Origin of the sequence: Rahnella laticis (genome assembly GCF_015644585.1) — a bacterium.
Classification (GTDB): domain Bacteria; phylum Pseudomonadota; class Gammaproteobacteria; order Enterobacterales; family Enterobacteriaceae; genus Rahnella; species Rahnella laticis.
In genome coordinates this window covers 276,501-297,296 of sequence record NZ_JADOBI010000005.1, presented here as the reverse complement: position 1 = coordinate 297,296, position 20,796 = coordinate 276,501, and the positions used below count along the sequence as shown (strand labels likewise).

The following is a 20,796-nucleotide window of genomic DNA, read 5'->3' as shown; positions in this document are numbered from 1 at the left end:
TGAGTCTTAACGGTCAGGCGGGTTTTGTGGCAGTAAGCGCAGGATCCGCCGGGCCGTCATCCGTTGAAATCGCCTGTTGCAGCTGGGACAGCGAGCAATATAAACGCCAGATGACACCCGCCAGATCGCGCGCCGCCGGTTCAGGATGATGCGCCAGTGATTCACTCATACGCAGTAATTCAGCCAGCGTACCATCCAGATTTGCATGGCTGACGCCACGTTCCGTCATCACGCCTTTCAGACAATGAATACAGACATCACGTACCGCAGAAAGCGGGTCGGATCTTGTTTCCCATTCGCGTAGCTGCCAGACGATGTGACTGCAATTGAGCAGCACCACGCCCCAGCGCAGCAGCCAGGTGCGCGAAAGCTGATCTTTACTTTGATTGAGCTGATTCATCCGGTGGTAAATCAGGGATTCAAACTGGAAATGGCTCAGAGAAGGTTTACGGCTGAGCTGATCCATAAAGTCCCGGCGCAGTGCACGAATAATGCGGCGGCTTTTACGTTTATCCGAACTTGGGCGTAAAACCTGGAACGCAATCCCCGCCAGCATGACGCCCGCAATTTTGGCGACGCCGTCATTCATAAACGATCCGAAATCGAAGTCGGGCGGGTTTGTAACGGCAAGAAACGAGCCCATAAACACGATCATCTGGCCCCACAATCCGGCGTACTTTTTGTATTGCAGCTTCATCATCTGCATAGTCACCAGCATCGGCAGGAAGAACGCGCAGAACACCCAGAAGTTATCTATCTGCACCATCAGGCCAAATTTCAGTAAAAAACAGCCAATGAATAACAGGCCGAGCGATTTAATTAACAGCGTGATGCTGCCGATGGGCGATGCGGTTGAGGAATAAAGCACGCAGCTGACGGCGGTCAGCGCCACGGCACCGGCACCGGAATCCCATTGCGTGGTCATCCAGAACGCACATCCGATAACAATACACAGGAACGTTCGCAGGCCGTTATAAGCGGCTTCAACGGTGTCAGTATGCTGAGCGAGATGGCTGATTTTTGGCGGTTGCAGCGTTTCTGCTTCTGCGGTATTGGCATTTTCAACACGGCGCAGCCAGCGTTCACTGCGCAGATATAGCCAGCAAAAATCACGCAGCCGCTTCCAGAATGCCTGATGGCGAAAATCTGCGGTGTCATGAGGCTTAATGCACTGAAGGATTTTCGACAGCTTATATTTATCCGTGTCCGGTTTGCGGAGTTCATCGAGTAAAACGGTTAATACGTCGGCAAGATTTTCCGGTGGATGGGGCCAGTTCAGCAGCATCCGGCGCAGGCTGGAAATGTAACTGGTCATGCGCAGTTGCTGATGCAGCAAATAATTGAGCACGTTGTTTTGGCGCCGCAGGCGGTAATGGCTCCAGACAGCCTGAATGCGCAGCAGATTCATGGTCAGAATTTGCCCGATCAGTCCTTCATGCGAAGTACGGATCTGCTCATTGATTTCGGCCCGCCACAGCAACTGCGCGTGCTCCAGCAATTGTGTGTGCATTTTTCGCAGGGAAGTGAGCAGGGCGTCGCCGTCAGAGGTGCTTGGCAAAACCATCATCATGAAACCGCCGCACAAAATACCGGTGATCACTTCCCCGACGCGTGCCTGAGCGATATCAAAAATCTGCGTTGTGTCGGTCACGTCTACGGTCGAAAACGCGATGATCGCCGCCGTATAACCGGCCAGCGCGAAGGCGTACGAAACGTTATTTTGATAGTGGTTGGAAATATACGTACAGACGCCCAGCCAGGCAGCGATAGAAAACGTAAACAACCACGGCTCATTCAGACAGTGTCCGGCGATAAAAACTGCGCCCACCGCACCCAGCAGGCTGCCAATAATACGCCCGATGCTTTTACTGATAACGCCGCCAACGGTGGGGAAACTCACGACTGCCGCGGACGTCAGCGCCCAGTAAGGTTCATCCATCTGGAATTCAAAGGCGATATACAGCGCCAGGATCATGGCGATGGAATTGCGCAATGCGTATCGCCATTGGCCGCCGGTCGCTTTGCCCCACGGCGTATTTTTCCACTCGAGCCAGGAAAGGTTCACGGCAGGGCCTTAATTACGGATGGAAATGGTGCAGGTGGTACCCGCCACCAGAACGACATGTTCCGGGACATTTTCCAGCTTAATCCGCACCGGAACGCGCTGTGCAAGGCGAACCCACGGCACATTAGGTTTCACGTTCATCAGCAAATCCGACGGCGTATCCAGGCTTTGATCATAAATGGCGCGGCCAATACTTTCGACGCGCCCCTGAAGCGGAATATTCCCGTTAAATAAAGTGATATCAGCCTGGCTGCCTTCGCGAATACTTTTTAGTTTCGTCTCTTCGAAATAGCCGAGTACGTAAAAAGAATGAATATCTACCAGCCCCACCAGCGGGGTGCCCGTGGTGGCGTAATTCCCTTTGCGGGTTTGCAGGTTGGTTATATAACCGTCAGTCGGCGCGACAATATTGGTTTTACTCAGATTCCATTTTGCCTGTTCCAGAGACGCCTGAGCAGCCTGATATGCAGCCTGCATGGCTTTGGCGCTGATATTCGATTCATCCAGCGATTCGGCAGAAATAACGTTGGTGCCCAGACCGCGACGGCGCGTTGCCTCATGTTCCGCTTTGGCTAAATCGGCTGCCGCTTTTGCCAGCGCCGCCTGCGCATTATCGACAGCGATTCTGAAAGGTACCGGATCCAGGCTGAACAGCGGATCGCCGCTTTTTACGAACTGATTATCATGAACATTGATGTCGATAATCCGTCCGGAAACCTCAGGCGTGATGTCGACAATTTCAGCGCGAACTTTGCCGTCACGCGTCCACGGCGATTGCATATAGTAATTCCACATCCACCAGCCCGCACATATAGCGACCGCAAAAACCAGCACGGTAGAGAAATATTTGAGTGTCTTAAATTTCATTTTTAGATGTTCACCATAAGCATCAGTGCGGCACAAATAGAGATAACAAAAAGGGATAAATCCATCAGGGTGGGATGCCAGACTTCACCAGAATAAATCCAATCACGCAGAACCCGGTGTATCAGAAGCCAGAATACCAGCCCCAGTAAAAATGCTTTGAACATCGGGGGGAAATAAAGTGAGGCACCCAGGACCAGATCCGGTAGGGGGAAGCCTGAGTGAAACATTTGCGCATTCACAATATTAATCTCTGCCAGTGATTGTGTTATAAACAAGTTTACCTTTGGAAGCAGACGACCCGCTTCCGGATGCAATAGTACCTACCATTATATATAGAATTGTAATTTCTCGATTAAAGTTCCTAAAACTAAGCTAAACTCTGGGGAGTTATCTTAGCATGCTAATTATAAGGAGGGGATAATTGGAATCGAATCTGGGGTCAGATCTAGCACGATTAGTTCGTGCCTGGCGTGCGTTGATTGACGATCGGCTAAAACCATTGGAACTCACGCAAACACATTGGGTAACACTGCACAATATCAATATGTTACCTCCTGAACAGTCTCAAATTCAGCTTGCAAAAGCCATTGGGATTGAACAACCTTCTCTGGTCCGCACGCTGGATCAGCTTGAAGAAAAGAAACTGATCACCCGTCAGACTTGTGCCAGCGATCGCCGTGCTAAACGCATCAAGCTGACTGAAGAAGCGGAACCTATCATCAGTGAAATGGAGTCGGTGATTGATTCCACGCGCAAAGAAATTTTGTCCGGTATGTCGTCTGCAGAAATTGAACAACTGGGCGGAATGCTGTCCCGGTTGGAAAAAAATATCGCTTCCCTGCAAAGCAAATCATAAGAATTGCGTTTTTTTTTACGTCACACAGCGTTGTATTTGCTCTGCCGGAAAAGCAGGGCGCATAAAAAAAACCGAAGCCATTGGCTTCGGTTTTTTGTTTTGCGGCGAAAGCTATCAGGCGCCAGGAGAGACAGTAATGGTGCTGCCGCTGCTCGCCATGCTCACACGCTGACCGACGCTGAATTTGGTCGGGCCAGCTTTCTGAACAACCTGAATTGTGCTGCCGTCATCGCGACGGATTTGCAGTTCCACACCGTTTGAACGGTTAAGAGAACTTTGCACGCCCTGACCGGCTACACCACCGGCAACGGCACCTGCGGCGGTTGCCAGGCTGCGGCCAGTACCGCCACCGACAGTGTTACCCAGGAAGCCACCCAGCACCGCACCGCCCAAAGCGCCGACGATGTTCGCATCATCCCCGCCCTGAATCTGTACAGGACGTGCAGAAACGATAGTCCCGTAGGTAACTTGTTGAATTTGCTTAGCCTGAGATGCGGAGTAAACATCGCCAGACAGAGAATTATCGTTGACGCAGCCAGCAAGGGTTGCACCGGCAAGGGCGACGACGAGTAAACGCTTAATCATAAAGAGCTCCTTTTTTATGCTGCTGCACATCTTTCAGAGTAGCGGCAGCAACAGAGAAAAAACAGTACACAGTTCAACATCAGTGTCGAGGGTGTCATAACACATATTCACTTCACTATCTCCAGTATACAAGAGAGGGACTCAACTAATAATAAACGCAGGTTTAAGTTTTAGACAGCCATCTGTTAAATCAAAATTCCTGCGCTTTATGTTGTTATTGGCGATTATTGCAGCACACCTTTTTTCAAAAATAAAAAACCGTAACAAGAAAAACACGAAGTCATCACACGGCGTAATAAAAAATTCAGTAACTCATGGCGCTGCTCTCTAAATACCGATTACTCTGTGGCTATTACTTTGTCGGACGTTTTTCCTGAGGAGTTGGGGATGTTATCTATGAAGTCAGGTCGCTATATCGGGGTGATGTCCGGCACCAGTCTCGATGGTGTTGATGTTGTGCTGGCTGCCATTGATGAACGCATGGTGGCGCAGCAGGCGAGCTATTCTCATCCCATTCCTCTGGCGTTAAAAAATGCCATTCTGGGGATGTGCCAGGGGCAACAGGTGACGCTTGAACAGGTTGGCGAGCTCGATACACAGCTGGGAATTTTATTTGGTGAAGCGGTTTTAGGCTTACTGAAAAGTGCCAACATCCCGGCGGACGAAGTTACGGCGATCGGCTGCCACGGGCAGACCGTCTGGCATCAGCCAAAAGGCAAAACCACTTTTTCGATGCAGCTTGGCGACAACAACCGTATTGCGGCCATGACCAGTATTACTACCGTGGGCGATTTCCGCCGCCGCGATATGGCGTGGGGCGGGCAGGGCGCACCGCTGGTTCCGGCGTTCCATCAGGCATTACTGTCTGACGCGGCAGAACGCAGAATGATCCTGAACATTGGCGGTATTGCCAATCTCTCTATGCTTTTGCCGGGGCAACCGGTGCGCGGGTATGACACCGGGCCGGGTAATATGCTGATGGATGCATGGATCTGGCGTCATAAAGCCCAGCCGTACGATAAAGGTGCGGAATGGGCTGGTCAGGGACGGGTCAATCTGCGGTTGCTTCAGCAGATGCTCTCGGATCCCTATTTTGCCGAGCCTGCACCGAAAAGCACCGGGCGTGAATATTTCAATATGGCGTGGCTTGAAAAACAGCTGGCGCGATCACCGGAAATTGCCCCCGCTGACGTTCAGGCCACGCTGGCCGAACTGACGGCGGTAAGCATCGCCGAGCAGGTTCAGCTGACCGGCGGCTGCGATCGTCTGATGGTGTGCGGCGGTGGCGCACGTAATCCATTACTGATGGCGCGGCTCTCGGCGATGTTGCCGGGGACTGAAGTCTGCACTACGGATTCCTGTGGCATCAGCGGTGATGATATGGAAGCGCTGGCGTTTGCGTGGCTGGCATTCAGAACGTTATCCGGCCAGCCGGGGAATCTGCCGTCCGTGACCGGTGCCAGCCGTGAAACCGTGCTTGGCGCGATTTATCCGGTGGTTTCAAGCCGTCCCTGATGCGTTCTCGGTTTTATCTCAATGTGCTGCGCCATCTGGCGTGGTACATAACGGAGGTAAACCAGAACCTACAGGGAGCACCACATGAAAAAGGCGATTATCGCTTCGTTAGCCGGATTAACGCTGGCAGGATGCAGCCAGTTCAGTCATCAGGCTGAAAGCCCGACGGAAGAATTACATTATCAGTGCGGTACGTTGCCACTGACCGTCACGCTGGATAAACCGGCACAGCAGGTGAGCATGGTGCTTGATGGCGAGCAGCTGAAACTCAAACAGGTCGAAGCCGCATCAGGAACCCGTTACAGCGATGGCCGCTATACCTTCTGGTCAAAAGGCAATCAGGCCTTCGTCCAGCGCGGGGATAACGTCATTATCGACGATTGCGTCCAGAAATAGCCTCGCTTTCCGCTTTCCAAAACCCTGCGTCAGGGACGTTGAGATCCTGACGCGTCGGGTGCACAATGCATTTTACCTTCCTCAGAGACGCATTTGAATCCATATGGCTGATAACAAAGAATTTGATATTGCGGACTCGCGCCGTGAATACACGCGCGGCGGGCTGCGTCGCGCAGATCTAACTCCTGAACCGCTTCCTTTGTTTGAACACTGGCTGAAACAGGCCTGCGATGCGCGCCTGGCGGATCCGACGGCGATGGTTGTGGCCACCGTTGATGAACGCGGACAGCCTTTCCAGCGTATCGTTTTGTTAAAGCACTATGACGAAAAAGGGCTGGTGTTTTACACCAATCTGGGCAGCCGCAAAGCGCAGCAGTTAGCAAATAATTCCCGAATCAGCCTGCTGTTTCCGTGGCATATGCTGGACAGACAGGTCATCGTCCTCGGTCAGGCAGAACGCCTGTCGACGCTGGAAGTCATGAAGTATTTCACCAGCCGCCCGAAAGACAGCCAGATCGGCGCCTGGGTTTCGCAGCAGTCGAGCCGTATCTCGGCGCGCGGCGTGCTGGAAAGCAAATTCCTCGAACTCAAACAAAAATTCAGCAACGGCGAAGTGCCGCTTCCCAGCTTCTGGGGCGGTTTCCGCGTGAAAGTGGATTCGATGGAATTCTGGCAGGGCGGCGAACATCGTCTGCACGACCGGTTTATCTATCAGCGCGATGAAACAGAAACAGAAACTGGCTGGAAAATAGACCGCCTCGCACCTTAACCACGAAAAAAAACGCGATTCCCTAGCGCTCGGACGACGAGCGCTTTATTCTATGTCGTTCCCCGTAAAGGTGAGAGAAAAGGCACATGCGCGGCATGATGTCAGACATGAATCTGCACACATTCAGTACATAATTTTCAGTACATACAAACGGAGTCTTTGATGGCGAGCAGCAACCTGATTAAACAATTGCAAGAGCGGGGCCTCGTTGCCCAGGTAACGGATGAAGAAGCGTTAGCTGAGCAACTGGCGCAAGGGCCAATTGCACTCTATTGCGGTTTCGATCCTACCGCAGACAGCTTGCATTTGGGTCATCTGGTGCCATTGCTGTGCCTGAAGCGCTTTCAGCTGAACGGCCACAAACCTGTGGCGCTGGTCGGCGGTGCGACCGGCCTTATCGGCGATCCGAGCTTTAAAGCCACTGAACGTAAACTGAATACCAACGAAACGGTCAACGAGTGGGTTGAGAAAATCCGCCAGCAGGTTTCTCCTTTCCTGGATTTCAACTGTGGCGAAAACAGCGCCATTACCGCGAATAACTACGACTGGTTTGGCGGCATGAACGTGCTGACTTTCCTGCGTGATATCGGTAAACACTTCTCCGTTAATCAGATGATCAACAAAGAAGCGGTGAAACAGCGCCTGAACCGTGATGACAGCGGAATCTCCTTCACCGAATTCTCCTATAACCTGTTGCAGGGTTACGATTTCTCCGAGTTGTACAACCGCCATCAGGTGGTCTTGCAGATTGGTGGTTCCGACCAGTGGGGCAACATTACGTCCGGTATCGATTTAACCCGCCGTATGCACCAGAAACAGGTCTTCGGCCTGACCGTTCCGCTTATCACCAAAGCAGACGGTACCAAATTCGGTAAAACCGAAGGCGGCGCAGTCTGGCTGGATCCGAAGAAAACCAGCCCGTACAAATTCTACCAATTCTGGATCAACACAGCGGACGCCGACGTTTACCGTTTCCTGAAATTCTTCACCTTCATGAGCATCGAAGACATCAATGCGCTGGAAGAAGAAGATAAAAACAGCGGTAAAGCACCGCGCGCGCAATACGTTCTGGCCGAAGAAGTGACCAGCATGGTTCATGGCGCAGAAGGTCTGGCTGCCGCGAAACGTATTACGCAAAGTCTGTTCTCCGGTTCCCTGAGCGAAATGACCGAAGTCGATTTCGGCCAGCTGGCGCAGGATGGCCTGGAGCTGTTTGAAGTCCCGCGTGATACCGACCTGCAACAGGCACTGGTGATCGCCGGTATGGCGCCGTCTAAAGGTCAGGCGCGTACTATGATTTCGTCAAACGCCGTGTCCGTGAACGGTGAAAAACAGACTGACACCGAGTACAGCTTTACTGACGGTGATCGTCTGTTTGGCCGCTACACCTTGCTGCGTCGCGGTAAAAAGAACTACACCCTGCTGCTCTGGGCATAAGTTTTACGACCGGCACGACGGGGAGCGAAAAGCTCCCCGTTTTGACCTGTGATCTCAGCTATTCCGCCATCCACCGATGACGCTGCTATCGGAAATTCCTCATGAAAAGCATTCTTTCTATCCAGTCTCATACTGTTTTTGGGCACGCCGGCAACAGCGCGGCTGAGTTCCCTATGCGCCGAATGGGCGCAAACGTTTGGCCGCTGAATACTGTTCAGTTTTCCAACCACACCCAGTACGGACACTGGACAGGCTGCGTGATGCCCGCCAGCCATCTGACCGAAATTGCGCAGGGTATTGCGGAAATCGATCGCCTGAAAGACTGCGACGCCGTGCTGAGCGGTTATATCGGCTCGCCGGAACAGGGGCAAAGCATTCTGGAGATTGTCCGGAAGGTGAAAGCAGCGAATCCCAATGCCTGGTATTTTTGCGATCCGGTCATGGGACACCCTGAGAAAGGCTGTATCGTGGCGCCGGGCGTGGCGGAATTCCACTGCAATCAGGCGCTGGTGAACTGCGATATCGTTGCGCCAAACCTGCTGGAGCTTGAACTGCTGAGCGGCCATGCGGTGGCAAGCGTTGAAGAAGCCGTTGCCACGGCGCGTGAGCTTATCGCGAAAGGCCCGAAAATCGTGCTGGTGAAACATCTGAGCCGTGCGGGATATCACAGCGTTCGTTTTGAAATGCTGTTAGTGACGGCGGATGAAGCCTGGCATATCGACCGCCCGCTGGTCGATTTCGGTGTACGTCAGCCGGTTGGCGTGGGCGACCTGACCAGCGGATTATTGCTGGTGAATCTGCTCAAAGGCGAGGCACTGGATAAAGCGCTGGAGCATGTGACTGCCGCTGTTTACGAAGTAATGCTGACTACTCATTCGATGGGTGAGTACGAGCTGCAAATCGTCGCAGCGCAGGACAAAATGGTTAAACCGGAACATCATTTCCCGGCGGTAAAATTGTAACTGGCGTAAGGATCGGATCCGCGTAAAACGCGACATCACGCTTCAATAAAAATGCCCCGGACTGATTATTCAGTCGGGGCATTTTTTTAACTCAGGAAGTGCTTATTTCAGGCCTTCAGCCTTCATGGCTGCGTCAACAGCCGGACGTGCAGCCACACGCTCCAGATAGGCATTCAGCTCGGTCAGCGCCGCGAAATCAAACTTCAGCGCTTTCGCCCAGCCCATCACGGTGAACAGATACGCATCGGCTACGCTGAAACGTGTGCCCAACAGGAATGCGTGACCTTTCAGGGATTCATCCACGTACGCAAATTTCTTGCTCAACGCTTCGCGGGTCAGTGCCTTGAATTCGTCAGGCGTTTTCGGATTGAACAGCGGCGAGAAACCTTTGTGGAGTTCGGTCGCAATGTAGTTTAGCCATTCCAGCGCGTGATAACGGGCCAGCGTACCTTGTTCCGGCATCAGCTGGCGGTCGGGTTTCTGGTCAGCCAGATACTGAACGATGGCAACGCCTTCGGTCAGAATGCTGCCGTCACTGAGCAGCAGCGTCGGGATTTGTCCTTTCGGGTTCACTGTCAGGAAGTCATCACCGGTTTCTGTCTTTTTGGTCGCCAGATCGACTTTCTCAATACTGAAATCCAGACCCGCTTCACGCAGGACGATATGTGGAGAAAGGGAACAGGCACCGGGTTTGTAATACAGTTTCATAAACACTCCATTGGATGAGCTACCAGTCTGCGCCCGCGAAACATTTCGGCTTCGGGATTCAGCTGCACGGCGATATAAGGTCTGCTTCTATCCTAGAACCGGCGGGAGCAAAAGTCAGTGATTTAATTGTGACGGGGCGTTCAATTGTTCACTTTATAACGCAGGGGATGACGGACGTTTCGCCCGTCATCCGGTGAAATCAGCGGGAACGCTGGTTCAGGAAATCGCGTACCGCCGTTTCGACATTTTCCGGTGCAGGCAGCATTGGCGAACGCAGTTCATTGTTCATCAGCCCGTCGAGTGAAAGGGCGTATTTAATCGCCGCCGGGTTCGGCGCGGAGAACATCAGCCGGATCATCGGCAGAAGGCCAAAGAATGTTTTTCGGGCGGCAATAAGATCCCCCTCTCTGAACTGCTTAATCAGTGCCACAAACTCTTCCGGGAAGATATGCGATGAGGCCGCAATCGCGCCTGCGCCGCCGAGACTCAGGGTCGAGAAAATCTGCACATCTTCGCCACACAGAACGTCCAGTTCACCGTCTGCAATCAGTGAAAGCGTCAGGTCGATGCTGCCGCCGCAATCTTTCACCGCAGTAATCTGCGGGTGTTTAGCCAGCTGGCGAAGTGTGTCCAGTTCCATGTGTACACCGGTGCGATAAGGGATGTTGTAAACCACAACCGGAACCGTCGAGTGGTCGGCAATTTCGGTAAACCAGGTGACCAGTGCGGCCTGAGAGGGGCGAATATAGTAAGGCGCGGGGATAAGCAGACCGGCGACAGGACGCGCTAAAATGGCGTCCTGCATGGCGCGGATCACCGGCATATGCGTGCCGGAAAGCCCCATGATCACCTGCTGGCCGGGCAAGACTTCCAGTACGGCGTCCAGCACCTTAAGTTGTTCTTCTTTGGTGAGCATCGGCGCTTCGCCGGTAGTACCACAGACGACGACGCCGTCCACACCCCGTTTGAGGAGCCGGGTGCACAAAGATTTGAGTGCAGTAAAGTCGATCTCACCCTGATGGAAAGGCGTGACCAGCGGAACCCAGATACCTGAAAACGATGACATGTTGAAATTCCTTAAACGGCGTGTTTTATCAGCCTCGGATCATGTCAGTAAAACAGGGACGAGCGCCAATTGAATGAATTAATAAGGTGTTTTGAGTTATCTATGGTGCTTATGGTTGCGGGTTTTATGTACCGGCTAACATATCCATTTCATTACTCAACAAACTGTTTAACACTTCGACGGTCACGGGACGCGAAAAAAGATAGCCCTGGAGATGTGAGCAACCCGCTGAAACCAGGAACGATTTTTGCAGCTGATTTTCCACGCCTTCCGCAATCACGTTGAGATGCATTTTATTGCCGAGCTGAGAGACCGCCGTGACGATGGCGGCAGTATCATTCACTTCTGTGACGTACTGCACAAACGAACGGTCGATTTTTACGCTGTCCACGGAGATATCTTTCAGCAGACTCAGGCTGGAATAGCCGGTGCCGAAATCGTCCAGAGAGATTTTAACGCCCAGTTTGCGCAGTTTCGCCAGCTGACTGAGGCTGTTCGCATTGGCGTTCATGACTGACGTTTCGGTCAGTTCCAGCTCAAGCCGCGAAGGCGGGAAATCCTCTTCTTCCAGCACGGCCAGAAAACGCGGCCCGAAATCCGGCTCACCGAGCTGCACGGCAGAAACGTTAATCGCCAGATTGAGCTGCTCAAAGTTTTTGATATCCCGGCAAGCCTGTCGCAGGACGATTTCACCCAGCTGAATCACCAGCCCGGTTTCTTCCGCAAGCGCAATAAACTGCACTGGTGAAACCTGTCCGAGTACGCCGTGGTTCCAGCGGGCGAGGGCTTCAACGCATACCACCTTTTCGTCGCGGCTGCGCAAAATCGGCTGATAGACGCAGGACAAATCGCCGTCTTTTGCCAGCGATTCGGCCAGTGCTTTCACCATGATACGTTTACTCACGCTGCTGGCATCAAGCAGTTCAGAGTAGAACGAGAACATATTTTTGCCGCGCTGCTTGGCTTCCAGCAAGGCGGTATTTCCCCGGCGCATAATTTCGCCGGCAGTAATATTCTCGGCACCAAACATCACGATGCCGAAAGAAATGGTGATCATCGGATTGGCGCGGGTCAGCGTAAACGGCTGGCGCATCATCACCAGGATTTCGAGGGCCAGATTATTGGCCATTTCACTGGTCGGGTTGTTACGCAAAATAATGGAAAACTCGTCGCCGCCAATCCGGGAAACGGTGCCGTTGTTACCGACTTCGTTGCGCAGACGCTGACCAAATTCACATAAAATAGCGTCGCCAGCCTGATAGCCATAGGTATCGTTGATGTAATTAAAGTCGTTAAGATTTAACAGGAAAAGGGCGTAAGGCTCGGGGCGGTACATTCGTTGTGCGGCAATCTGGCTCAGTTCTTCACTCAGGGCGGTCCGGTTCGGCAGACCGGTTAACACATCGTGGCGGGCAAGATAACGGATCTGCGCTTCTGAACTGCGTAACAGGGAAATGTCCATAATGGACGTCAGAATAAAATGGCGGGTCTCCAGCGTAACGCGGGACTTACGTACCAGAACACTACGACGCTTACCGGATGGATCGACCAGCGTTTCTTCGTTCACCGTCTTTTCGCCGGTGACCAGCACTTCAATATCACGCTCACGCTGACGGGCTGCCTGCTCAGGATCGGTAAAAAAAGAGACGTCCTGGCCGATCAGTTCTTCACGCGTGCGGCCATAGAACTCGCTGGCTTTCTGATTCAGAAATACCAGTTTGCGTTCGTCGTCTTTAAGTACCGTCGCTTCGGGAAGAGCATCAAGAACTGCCTGGCATATCGCAATATCAGTAAGCATGAGTTAAATACCCCGAGCAGGAAATGAGTGTGTTCTGGCAACATTTTTTAGCCAGTAACCTCATCAGGTTGTTTTTGCAATTATTACTCACATTTGGATGAGATTATTACCGTTGTTATTAAATTTGAAAATTCAATTGGTTATCACGCCCTAAGTAAGGTATTCGATATAATGTTCGGGTGAATAACGATCAACTCAGTTCAATCCGGTTCTTACCCGCAGATTTAGCCCGATACAAAGCATGATCTGCCTGGATCAATAAGTGAGAAATCGTGTCCTGATTCAGATCGCTGAACGCAATACCGACGCTGACGGTCATTGGAATATTGTGCTGCGAACTTTGTGCCAGCCGGAAACGAATCGTTTCTGCCAATTTTATGGCCTGTTCTTTAGGCTGGCTTGTCAGACAGGCAAATTCTTCACCGCCGATACGGGCAAATACATCTTTCTTTTCCAGCAGGGAATTAACGATACTGCAAAAGAAAATAAGCGCGGAATCACCGCCTGCATGACCGTACTGATCATTCAGTTTTTTAAAATTGTCCAAATCAAATAACATTAATTGCAGCGGTAAGGTGCAGTTTTTACGCTTCCTGATCAATTCGTTACCAAATTCCAGAAACGCGCGACGGTTTCCAACTCCGGTCAGCGGATCCCGCAGCGAAGCCAGTTTGTAGCTCAGTTGTCCGCGTTCATACACCATGGCAAGAATGATAAAGGTCAGGCAGATGGCGTAAAGAATCGCTTCGAAAATGAGTATGGCGAAGAATCCGCTGCTGTGACCTCCGGCCATTTCGGCGTAAGGCAGGCCGTCATCAAACACCGGCCGCATCAGATAGAACCCCGCATGAAACAGGCTGAGTGGCAGTGCAGGCCAGAAGGTAACGTTCAGCTGCCTGCGGACGTGCCACAGCTCCACGGTGGTCATCAGCGTATACGCAGCGGTCAGTATGGATGTCAGTAAAATCCGCTGAGAAAGGCTGTGATAGAAATCCGGAGAAAGGCAGAAAAATGCCCAGATCAGCGGCCCGGCGAATACGCCGGGGAGGATAATCCGGCGGTCCGTAAATACCCTGACAGCCGACCACATAATTCCATAGCAAAGCAATATCAGCAGGTTACTGAACAAAACCGGAATTATATCGTTCACATCAGAGCGCATACTGCTGAGCTGTGTTCCCGCCGTAGCGAAAGCCAGCATGAGCGCCATCAGTCCGAGCGTCGGATCCCTGCGGCCGCCGATCCACGCAAAAAGCATGACACCGGTCAGCAGAATGAGAATATAAAGTTCGAAAATAAATAACGTGTAAACGTCGAGATGCATAAATTGTATGAGTTGTTATTTGCGGGTATGCCAAATGTTATTTTGGCCGATTATCAGGTCGGAACAGAAACACTTTCGTAAAAATTAGGAATTTCTTTATGAAAGGAATAAGGGAAGAGCAGCTAAAGCCGACGAAATGATTTCAGAGCTGTTTTTTTGTGCCGAATTTGGCGTCCCACTCGCGCCGGTAGCTACGGGATTGTTTCCTGCCTTTCAGCCATAAATAGGTACATACCACGCAAACACCCGCCGAGAAGACGATATTACGCATGTCCTGATCGTAGAAAATGACCAGTACACAATCGAGAGCCGCCACGATAGCGAACCATTTATGCATATGCGCATGCCGGCGGGTTTCTGCATTCAGGCGTTTGAGCTGACGTCCTTCATCCAGGACTTTTCGTTTATCCATCGCAATTTCCTGGTGGGAGTGAGTGAAAAGCTTAGTCGTGCTTCTTAAAAGATTAGCAAATCACAAAAGTGAAAAGCTTCAATGCGATATTAACTGATTCGAAAATAATTATCGCGGAGTAAACACTGAAGCAATCGACCGAATAACCGCGCTTATTGACTGATTTCACAGTCTTTTGCCTGGACTTGTCGGATGCAGAAAATAGTCGTTTTTGGTGAAAAAGTATTATCAATTTCTGCTGAGCATTGATTTCTCAGTATGACGTAGATTATCGTTTCGGAATAATCTTAATTTTCGGTGAGATAATGAGCGATTCATCATCACGAAAGATCGTTGACGGTGCCAACATTTATCAGGACTTCGAAACCCGTTTTTACGAATGGGAAGACGGGATGTCCAGCGCCGGTTTTAAACTGGAACTGCCGGATCGCCACCGCGAAGAGTTTGACTGGGGCGTCACCGGTTACAATTTTGGCCGCGTCATCGGCGGCGTACTGACGGTCAGCGAGCACGACATCAACCGGCAGTATGGCAACTTGTTTTCGATGCCGGATCACATCGTAATCTTTATCGTGATTGTCGGCGGGATGTCATGCCAGTGTTTTGGTGAACGTTTCGAATTAATTCAGGGCGATATCCTGATTCAGGATATGTCGCAGCCCATCAAAATCCACGTTTATCCTGGTGAAAGTAAGCCGCGTCTTGGCTCGTATCAGTACATTATTATGCCCAAGCACAGCCTGCACTTTAATGTCGATATAGCCTCGCTGCATGGCAAGCGTATTCCTGCGGCCTCGCCAGTAAACATCATTTTGCGTAACCACTTTGCGACGATGGTGCAGGTTTTTGATCAGATGACGGAACAGGAAGTGCTGAGCACCGGTGAAGGTGCAGCCTCGGTGTTTTTACAAACGCTGCATCTGGTGGCGGGTAAAAAAGTCGAACATCCGTTTGAGCAAAGTGCGCGGCTGGAAAGGATCTGCCTTTACATTGAGAAGCATCTTAGCAAGCCCATCAGCATCGACGTCTTATGTAAAAACTTCGCGATTTCACGATCGGGTTTGTACCGGTTATTTGAGCCGCTTGGCGGTATTGCGCAATTTATACGCAGCCGTCGTCTTCTGCTGGCAAAACGTTTATTACGCACATCTTCGATGTCAGACCAAAGTCTGGCGGCCATTGCACGCCATTGCGGCCTTGAACTGAGCGCGCTGCGCCGGTACTTCCATGAGTTTTACGGCACCACGCCATCAGAGATGCGGGAGAAATATCGCCGCGACTCAGAACAATCCGGACAGGCTGATGCCACGCATGTGAACTGGGTCAGTTCACTTTAATGGTTGATTTGTCGAACCTTGTACGAAATTTGTTAAAATTATATGCATTTCGTGATCTGTCACTATTCTGAATTTTGCCCGTGAAGGGCTGAATCAGGGCCGTTTTTCCGGTTAAACACAGTAGACTTGGTGGAATATTCACCAGTAATCATTGAGAGTGCATTATGTTAGTCCCTCAACAGGCAGTTGATGAACAAGCTCGTCTTGCCATACTGGCTTCTCTGGGCATAGTAGATTCCCCCAGAATTGAGGAAATCGACCGCATTACCCGGATGGCAGCCCGCCAGTTTCAGGCAAAAGCCGTCGTTGTTTCACTGATCGATGCTGACCGGCAATGGTTTTTGTCCCACACCGGCGTTGATATCAGTGAGTCTCCCCGCGATACCTCGTTTTGTGGCCACACTATTCTCCAGCAATGTCCGCTGATTGTCCGGGATGCGCGGCTGGATTTACGCTTTCACGACAACCCGCTGGTGGCCGGTGATCCCCACATTGTCTTTTACGCAGGCTGTGCACTGTACTCAAAGGAGGGCGTGGCGCTCGGTGCGTTGTGCCTGATTGACGACCGCACGCGGGAGTGGAGCGAAGAAGATCAGCAGACGCTGACGGACATGACTGCGCTGGTACAAAGCTACATCTTTCACCTGGAAAACCGCCAGTACACCGCGCGGGTGGAAGACAACCTCGCCAAAAGCGAAGCCTTATTTGAGCAGACGTTTGCCCACGCAGCAGTCGGTTTCTCTCTCGTCGGGCTGGACTGGCGCTGGTTACGCATCAATCCGCAGGTTTGCAACATGCTCGGTTACGCCGAATATCAGCTGCGGACCTGCTTACTCCACGATGTTACTCATCCGGACGACCTCTACGCTGAAAATATTCTCATACCGCGCCTGCTGTCGGGTGAAATCAACAGTTTCAGCGTTGAAAAACTGCTACAGCGCGCGGACGGCGGCACGCTTTGGGTTACGCTGACGGCGTCGCTGGTACGTAATGCATCCGGTGACGCGCACCACTATATCGTCGTCATCAGCGATATCACTGAACGAAAGCATATCGAACAGGCGCTCTATTCCTTACAGGAAGATCTGGAGCGACGCGTGGCCGCGCGCACGCACGAGCTTCAGATGGCGATGGACCAGCTTCATCAGGAAATAGCGCAGCGCCTGACCCGCGAACGCGAGCTGACTGAAAGTAAAAATCGCCTCAGGGCCATAACCGATAACATTCCGGCCCTGATTTGCCACGTGGATGCCAATGAACAATATACGTTTGTGAACCATTTCCACGCGAACTGGTACGGCGTGGAAGAAAACAAAGTCAACGGGCAGCAGGTCAGGGATGTGGTGGGGTACGAGAGTTACGAAAAAATTCAGCCCTATATCCGGCAGGTTTTGCAGGGCATGACGGTCAGCTACGAAATTGAATTATCCGATGATTCCCGTTACGGCAAGGGTGGCGTTCTGCACACCACGCTGATTCCCTGCGATGATGTGCGTAACGGATACTACGGTCTTTCCACTGATATCAGCGAAATCAAAGAACTTCAGGCGCAGCTTGAGTTCGAGGCCAATCATGATTCACTGACCGGATTACCTAACCGGCGCGCGTTCCAGCAGTCACTGATTTATGCCGCAAAACAACAAGAAAAAGCAGATAAAGACATCGCATTACTCTTTTTAGATATTGATAACTTTAAAGCTTACAACGACACCTATGGGCACGAATTTGGCGATTTGATCCTGAAATTTTTCGGTCATACCTTACGCGATAATCTCCGTTCACAGGACATTGTGGCGCGGCTGGCGGGCGATGAATTTACGGTTTTACTCGGGCATCTGGTGAACACCGAAAATGATGTCAGCCGCATTTGTATCAGCCTGATGAGCGCCTTACACTCCATCGAACGCGTGGCCGGTGTGCCGGTGGCGTTATCGGCGAGCATCGGTGTGGCGGTCGGGCGCGCGCGCCAGCCTCTGTTACCCGATACGTTGATGGCCAGAGCCGATGCGGCGATGTACCGGGCGAAGCAGAGCGGGAAGGGGCGGTATTATCTTGGATGAGATAGGGTAAAATTTTTAGAGAGAACAATTAAAAATGAACTCATCTGAGAGAGTTTCATTAGTCAAATGCACGTCTCTCAAGGTTTAATAATTATTTTGACGCTCTTTTCCGTATAACACACGGCGTTGTCGGGAATATCTTTGTTGATAAAAGACATCGCGCCAATGGTGACGTTATGACCAATCGTAATGCCATTCCCGATAATGCAGCAATTCGCACCAATATCGACATTGTCACCAATCATTATTTGTCTTGTCCCCTCATCAACTTTAATGCCGATCGTCGTATTTTGCCGGACCCGGACATTTTTCCCAATAATACAATGGGGATTAATCACGATGCCGGTAAGATGCGGAAGCCTGATCCCTTCTCCGACCTGCGCGCCCAGCATGATCTCTATGCCATACTTTCTGATTAGCGAATAATTCAACTTTCGTGCGCGGGATTTACAAAAATGGCTTTCAGTGCCATACAAATAACTCGCAATACGCCACCAGAAAATGTACCGGTGTTGAGGTTGTTTAATACATCTGAGTATTACCCGCCGCCAGGAAAATGGTTTTTTATTCTTAAGGATATCCGCGGCTAAATAACGGGTTAATTGCTCATAGGGTTTGTGGTTTTCGTTTATCATCATTTTGTTGTTTTCGTCAGGATGCATTACGCAATCCTAACACAATCAAGATGTTTGCTAAATTTCTTGCAAAAAAAACGCTTCCCGGAGGAAGCGTTTATCAACACGGTAAACCGTCTTCGATTACTGAGCGGAAGCCAGTTCAGGCTTTTTTTCGTCAGTTTCGCGGTCAAGTGTCATGCGGTGCAATTTAGATGCGGTAACCAGCATCAGGACTGCAATCACACCGGTCGCGATACCAATTTGCAGGAACACGTGGCTGTAGATTGCCAGTGAAGCGTGTGCATCATCGATATCCGCAGGAACCGCTGTCAGGTTCGCAACATAACCCGCGATAATCGCCGCTGCGGCGGTTGTCAGGAACCATGCGCCCATGATGAAGCCCATCAGACGTTGTGGAACCAGCTGTGCCACCATCGCCAGACCCAGACCAGAAATCATCAGCTCTCCGATACTCTGCAACGCATAGCTCAGCACCAGCCAGTTAACAGACACGATCCCGTGTTCGTTGGCGAGGCTTGCACCCCACGGCAGCACCAGGAACGCACCTGAACACAGCACCATACCAATCGCAAATTTATGCGGCATTGGCATGCGGTCACCCACTTTGGTGTAAACAGCCGCCAGAATCGGGCTGGCAACCATGATCCAGAACGGGTTCAGTGCCTGGAATTGCTCAGGCTGGAAGCTGATACCCAGCAGATCGTGACCGACGTTATGAATAGCGAAGAAGTTCAGAGACGTTGGCATCTGGCTGTACAGCACGAAGAACACCACCGCTTCCATCATCAGCAGGAACGCCACAATCATCTTACGACGTGCGATGCCTTGCATGGCGAAGGTTTCTTTCGCAAACACAATGATGATACCGACAGAAACCACACCCAGAACCATACGTGCGATGGTTTGGTTATGCAGCAACCAGCTGGAAACAAACACCAGCGCCACGACGCCAACCAGCACCATTAGCAATTTTTGGAACTGAAGTGGCGCGAAGTCTGGTTTTGAACCCTGACGTTTCACCCATTTACGGCAGAACAGGAAGTTCACGATAGTGATCAGCATACCGACGACGCTCAGGGAGAACGCGACGCTCCAGCCATACTTCGCGGCAAGCCAAGGTGTGGCGAGCATAGAGAAGAATGAACCGATGTTGACCGACATGTAATACATGGTGAATGCGCCATCAAGACGCGGGTCATCTTTTTCGTAGCAGGTAGAAAGCAATGAGGATGGATTTGCTTTAAACAGGCCGCTGCCGACGGCGATAGTCGCCATACCCAGATAAACCCAGAAGATTTCGTGGCCGGAATAGGCAACGAATGAATAACCCAACGCCAGCACGATCGCACCCAGCACGATCACGCGTTTCGAACCCAGCACTTTATCGCCCAGCCAGCCGCCGATAGCCACGAAGCCATACACAAGCGCACTGAATGAGGAGAAGAGGGTAATGGAGTCAGCTTCACTCAGGCCAAGCATTTTGACCAGGTAAACTGCCATGATCCCTTGCAGGCCGTAGTAACCGAAACGTTCCCACAATTCGATGGAGAAGATCAGATAAAACGCTTTTGGCTGCTTGAACGCGTTAAGACTCACGCTTTCATTATTTGGTGTTTTGTTTGCAGTTGACACTCGTACCTCTGTTTATTCCTTTCGCCCGTGAATGGCGAAAACGCATAAGTGGCGCGAAATAAGCACCCTTTGCATTGTTATAAGATGGGATGACGGCAGGTAATGTTCACTATCTTCATAAATGAGGCAAGGAGTTTGAAATGTATCGTTACATTTAACTTATCCGTCCTGATTAAACTATGTTCGAAATGTTATGCAGAATTAACGTTTATGTTTTCTAAATAGACAATGTGAAAATGTTGTATGAATAATAATCCGGAAGTGTAATTCGTTATTGTTTTACATGAAAAGTCATAAGTGGGTTCATCGGCTGAAAAAGCGTGAATATGCAGTGAATATCTCTGGTTGATGGTGGCTGTTGCGGGGTTT

19 protein-coding genes are annotated in these 20,796 nt (G+C 51.1%); 8 read left to right on the top strand and 11 right to left on the bottom strand.

Annotated elements, in window-relative coordinates; translation table 11 throughout:
- Positions 1 to 13 precede the first annotated feature (13 nt).
- Genes IV433_RS13265 through IV433_RS13255 form a run of 3 tightly spaced genes read right to left on the bottom strand, consistent with a single transcriptional unit; the run spans position 14 to position 3,159 of the window.
- Positions 14 to 2,065, bottom strand: coding sequence for an FUSC family protein (locus tag IV433_RS13265; RefSeq protein WP_195814465.1), 2,052 nt, complete (start codon positions 2,063 to 2,065; stop codon positions 14 to 16).
- A gap of 9 nt (positions 2,066 to 2,074) precedes the next feature.
- The gene (locus IV433_RS13260) at positions 2,075 to 2,932 is read right to left on the bottom strand and encodes an efflux RND transporter periplasmic adaptor subunit (protein WP_195814466.1); all 858 of its coding nucleotides are present in this window, start codon (positions 2,930 to 2,932) and stop codon (positions 2,075 to 2,077) included.
- Positions 2,933 to 2,934: 2 nt separating this feature from the next.
- Positions 2,935 to 3,159, bottom strand: a complete 225-nt coding sequence (locus IV433_RS13255) for a DUF1656 domain-containing protein (RefSeq protein WP_152326335.1) — start codon at positions 3,157 to 3,159, stop codon at positions 2,935 to 2,937.
- A 194-nt stretch (positions 3,160 to 3,353) separates the two neighbouring features.
- On the opposite strand from IV433_RS13255, the gene slyA reads away from it, so the two are divergent.
- Complete coding sequence (slyA, locus tag IV433_RS13250; RefSeq protein ID WP_152325734.1) at positions 3,354 to 3,788, top strand: transcriptional regulator SlyA; 435 nt, start codon at positions 3,354 to 3,356, stop codon at positions 3,786 to 3,788.
- Between the two features lie 114 nt (positions 3,789 to 3,902).
- Here the strand turns inward: slyA and IV433_RS13245 are convergent, their stop codons facing one another.
- A complete protein-coding gene (locus IV433_RS13245) occupies positions 3,903 to 4,373 on the bottom strand; it encodes an outer membrane lipoprotein (RefSeq protein WP_152325735.1) in 471 nt (156 codons plus the stop codon).
- Between the two features lie 396 nt (positions 4,374 to 4,769).
- Here IV433_RS13245 and anmK point away from each other — a divergent pair, with 396 nt between their 5' ends.
- The 5 genes from anmK to pdxY all read left to right on the top strand — a co-directional run bounded on the left by anmK (position 4,770) and on the right by pdxY (position 9,452).
- Complete coding sequence (gene anmK / locus IV433_RS13240) at positions 4,770 to 5,888, top strand: anhydro-N-acetylmuramic acid kinase (protein ID WP_195814680.1); 1,119 nt, start codon at positions 4,770 to 4,772, stop codon at positions 5,886 to 5,888.
- Between the two features lie 84 nt (positions 5,889 to 5,972).
- Entirely contained in the window at positions 5,973 to 6,284 is a 312-nt protein-coding gene (locus IV433_RS13235) for an MliC family protein (RefSeq protein WP_152325736.1), read from the top strand.
- Between the two features lie 103 nt (positions 6,285 to 6,387).
- Complete coding sequence (gene pdxH / locus IV433_RS13230; RefSeq protein ID WP_195814467.1) at positions 6,388 to 7,053, top strand: pyridoxamine 5'-phosphate oxidase; 666 nt, start codon at positions 6,388 to 6,390, stop codon at positions 7,051 to 7,053.
- A 162-nt stretch (positions 7,054 to 7,215) separates the two neighbouring features.
- On the top strand, positions 7,216 to 8,490 hold the full coding sequence (gene tyrS / locus IV433_RS13225) for a tyrosine--tRNA ligase (RefSeq protein ID WP_195814468.1): 1,275 nt from the start codon (positions 7,216 to 7,218) through the stop codon (positions 8,488 to 8,490).
- 101 nt (positions 8,491 to 8,591) lie between these two features.
- Complete coding sequence (gene pdxY / locus IV433_RS13220; protein ID WP_195814469.1) at positions 8,592 to 9,452, top strand: pyridoxal kinase PdxY; 861 nt, start codon at positions 8,592 to 8,594, stop codon at positions 9,450 to 9,452.
- 102 nt (positions 9,453 to 9,554) lie between these two features.
- Here pdxY and gstA read toward each other — a convergent pair whose 3' ends face one another.
- The 5 genes from gstA to IV433_RS13195 all read right to left on the bottom strand — a co-directional run bounded on the left by gstA (position 9,555) and on the right by IV433_RS13195 (position 14,760).
- Positions 9,555 to 10,160: a glutathione transferase GstA gene (gstA, locus tag IV433_RS13215; protein WP_195814470.1), complete on the bottom strand. Its 606-nt coding sequence runs from the start codon at positions 10,158 to 10,160 to the stop codon at positions 9,555 to 9,557.
- Between the two features lie 199 nt (positions 10,161 to 10,359).
- Complete coding sequence (gene dapA / locus IV433_RS13210) at positions 10,360 to 11,226, bottom strand: 4-hydroxy-tetrahydrodipicolinate synthase (RefSeq protein ID WP_195814471.1); 867 nt, start codon at positions 11,224 to 11,226, stop codon at positions 10,360 to 10,362.
- Positions 11,227 to 11,350: 124 nt separating this feature from the next.
- Positions 11,351 to 13,024: a putative bifunctional diguanylate cyclase/phosphodiesterase gene (locus IV433_RS13205; RefSeq protein ID WP_195814472.1), complete on the bottom strand. Its 1,674-nt coding sequence runs from the start codon at positions 13,022 to 13,024 to the stop codon at positions 11,351 to 11,353.
- Positions 13,025 to 13,214: 190 nt separating this feature from the next.
- Positions 13,215 to 14,348: a GGDEF domain-containing protein gene (locus IV433_RS13200; protein ID WP_195814473.1), complete on the bottom strand. Its 1,134-nt coding sequence runs from the start codon at positions 14,346 to 14,348 to the stop codon at positions 13,215 to 13,217.
- 142 nt (positions 14,349 to 14,490) lie between these two features.
- Positions 14,491 to 14,760, bottom strand: coding sequence for a hypothetical protein (locus tag IV433_RS13195; RefSeq protein ID WP_195814474.1), 270 nt, complete (start codon positions 14,758 to 14,760; stop codon positions 14,491 to 14,493).
- A gap of 305 nt (positions 14,761 to 15,065) precedes the next feature.
- Between IV433_RS13195 and IV433_RS13190 the strand changes: the two genes are divergently transcribed.
- Both IV433_RS13190 and IV433_RS13185 read left to right on the top strand, forming a co-directional pair.
- Positions 15,066 to 16,097, top strand: coding sequence for a helix-turn-helix domain-containing protein (locus IV433_RS13190; protein ID WP_195814475.1), 1,032 nt, complete (start codon positions 15,066 to 15,068; stop codon positions 16,095 to 16,097).
- Positions 16,098 to 16,261: 164 nt separating this feature from the next.
- Positions 16,262 to 18,157, top strand: a complete 1,896-nt coding sequence (locus IV433_RS13185; RefSeq protein WP_195814476.1) for a diguanylate cyclase domain-containing protein — start codon at positions 16,262 to 16,264, stop codon at positions 18,155 to 18,157.
- A gap of 77 nt (positions 18,158 to 18,234) precedes the next feature.
- Here IV433_RS13185 and IV433_RS13180 read toward each other — a convergent pair whose 3' ends face one another.
- Together IV433_RS13180 and dtpA are read right to left on the bottom strand one after the other, a co-directional pair.
- On the bottom strand, positions 18,235 to 18,819 hold the full coding sequence (locus IV433_RS13180; RefSeq protein ID WP_229893367.1) for a serine acetyltransferase: 585 nt from the start codon (positions 18,817 to 18,819) through the stop codon (positions 18,235 to 18,237).
- Positions 18,820 to 18,915: 96 nt separating this feature from the next.
- A complete protein-coding gene (gene dtpA, locus IV433_RS13175) occupies positions 18,916 to 20,427 on the bottom strand; it encodes a dipeptide/tripeptide permease DtpA (protein ID WP_195814477.1) in 1,512 nt (503 codons plus the stop codon).
- Between the last annotated feature and the right edge of the window lie 369 nt (positions 20,428 to 20,796).